This window comes from Moorena sp. SIO3I6 (genome assembly GCF_010672095.1).
Genome location: NZ_JAAHHU010000720.1, coordinates 1 through 2,373 on the forward strand (window position 1 = coordinate 1; position 2,373 = coordinate 2,373).

The 2,373-nt window shown below is 44.5% G+C and carries 2 protein-coding genes; one reads left to right on the forward strand and one right to left on the reverse strand.

What is annotated here, in order from left to right; all coding sequences use genetic code 11:
• The first annotated feature begins 211 nt into the window (after positions 1 to 211).
• Positions 212 to 1,750 carry a DUF3084 domain-containing protein gene (locus F6K49_RS41800; protein WP_075900414.1) on the forward strand — a complete coding sequence of 513 codons (1,539 nt, stop codon included), beginning with the start codon at positions 212 to 214 and terminating at the stop codon, positions 1,748 to 1,750.
• Between the two features lie 199 nt (positions 1,751 to 1,949).
• Here F6K49_RS41800 and F6K49_RS41805 read toward each other — a convergent pair whose 3' ends face one another.
• Complete coding sequence (locus F6K49_RS41805; RefSeq protein WP_075900416.1) at positions 1,950 to 2,297, reverse strand: hypothetical protein; 348 nt, start codon at positions 2,295 to 2,297, stop codon at positions 1,950 to 1,952.
• Positions 2,298 to 2,373: the final 76 nt, after the last annotated feature.

The window sequence follows — 2,373 nt, forward strand, 5'->3', positions numbered from 1 at the left end:
ACTACGTGCCTGTAGCCAATCAATAATTTCGATTGATTGTCTTTTGAGTGGAATTTCCCACCACTGGGAGTCCCAGCCAACCTTAAAGTTTTTTTTGTATAACTATTATTGTAGTACTTTGACAGCGGTTAAAATCGCCTACTCGCGTTTCCTCAACCACAGAAATGACCATATAAATAATAGTAGTTTGCACTCTCCCGTGAGGCTTTAGATGACCAGCGCTTATATCCTGATTGCCTCAATTTTGGTGTTGGGGGGGTTACTCGCTACCTTAGGCGATCGCATGGGTACACGAGTAGGAAAAGCACGGTTGAGTTTATTTAATCTACGTCCCCGTACTACTGCCACGGTAGTAACAATTATCACCGGTGGCTTAATTTCCGCCTCGACCTTGGGGATTTTGTTTGCCACCAGCGAGTCTCTACGGGATGGCATTTTTGAACTTGATAATATCCTCAAAAAACTTAGAAGTGCTCGCCGGGAGGTCAGCCAATTAGAGGATGAGAAAAATCGAGTAGAGCAGCAGTTAGAGGACGCCAGAGCAGAGCAAATAGAGGTTCAGAAGCGTTTGGATGAAACCAATCGAAATTTCCAACAGGCTCAAAATCAACTGAAAGATGTCTCTGCTCAGCTTGGGGTGCTGCGTACTGAAATTAAGTCACTCCTAGGGGAACGTCAGCTGCTAATCCAACAGCGGAATCAACTCAATGAACAAATTACCCAACTCCAGAGCCAAATCACTCAATTAAAAGAATTGGTGAAGAAACGGGATCAGGAAATGCTGGAGCGAGACCAAGCTATCCAAGAGCGAGACCAAGCTATCCTCAAACAAGACCAAACGATCCAACAGCGGGAGCAAGAGCTGGCTGAGAAAGACCAAGCTATAAAACAATTTGACCGCAAAATTGCGGAACGGGATAAAGTCATTGCTCAGCGTGAAACGTTCCTAAAACAACTCGAACAAGAACTTAAAGAACTTGAACAACAACTTAAACAAAAGGAGCGTCAACTTGCTGAACGTAATAAACAACTTGAATCACAAGAAAAACAACTTGCTTTTTTAAAACGGGAACTAGAAATTCTAGAACAGTACTATCAGAATTATCAAGTACTGCGTCAGGGAAATGTTGCTTTAATTCGTGGTCAGGTACTCACTTCCGGAGTAGTACGAATTGTCGATCCAACAGCGGTAAATCAAGCCGTTGATCAACTGTTGAGCCAAGCCAATAAGACAGCCGTAGACATTACCCGTGCTAGTAGCAGTAATTCCCAAGAGCCACTGGTGCAAATTACTCAAGCACAAGTGGATCAGTTAGTCCAGCAGATTCAAGATGGTAGAGACTACGTGGTGCGAATTCTTTCAGCAGGTAACTACGTTGAGGGGGAAAAACCAATACAAGTATTTGCAGATGCAGCCCTCAATGAGGTTGTCTTTAAGGGGGGTGATATCCTTGCTACCATCTCCACTAATCCCTCAACTATGACCAATGAACAAATCCGCAAGCGCCTCGATCAGTTATTGGCAGCCTCTGAGTTCCGTGCCCGTCGCGCTGGGATTTTGGGTGATATTCAAGTTGGAGATGGTCGGCTGACCACCCTAATCAACTTTATTGAGCAGCTGGAGAAGTATGGCCAACCCCTTAATGTCAAGGCTATTGCCCAAGAAACTGCCTACACAGCTGGTCCTTTAAAAATGCAGCTGGTAGCGAGCTACAATGGAGAAGATGTTTTTAAAACTATTGTTAACTAGCTAGGTTGTTAGCAGTCAGCAGTCAGCAGTCAGCGGTCAGCCGTTAGCGGTCAGCCGTCAGCTGTCAGCCGTCAGCTGAAAATAAACCTCGTTCGAGGTGGCACAGGCCACAAGCGCTGTGAGGTAACTCAGCATTATTCGAATCCTTACCTCTTTTCTTCAAAAGCTATTCAAACGCTGATTGCTGATTACTTACTTTTTAAGTAGCTAGCTCCTCCGCAACTTGCCAATCGGGATTGTTATTAACTGCCTCCTGAAGTAGCTCAAACATTTGCCGACAATGGTTATTAACCTGTAGAGGTAACTCTTCATTTTTGACGACAAAATTGATGGGCACTTGTTGAGCAGTGGCTTTCGATTTGTCAATCAATACGTCCACTGTAACCAGCTTGGTAAAGGATATATTACCCGGACTCTCTCTTGCCATTATATAGTCATCACTCTCGTAGAGAATTTCAAAATCGCAGGATTTTAGAACCTCAATGAGTAACGGCAGAAGACGATCAAGGGGAATAGTGATTTTAATGGAACGAGTGTAGCGAGCCATATAGACCTGGGGCTTGCTGATAGCTAAACTTTTCTATCTTGACATTCCCCCGTGGGAGGGATTGCTCGCACGGAGA

Excerpts from the sequence above, each read along its gene's own strand:
- F6K49_RS41800 (WP_075900414.1), top strand. The coding sequence starts at position 212 with ATGACCAGCGCTTATATCCTGATTGCCTCAATTTTGGTGTTGGGGGGG.
- F6K49_RS41805 (WP_075900416.1), bottom strand. The coding sequence starts at position 2,297 with ATGGCTCGCTACACTCGTTCCATTAAAATCACTATTCCCCTTGATCGT.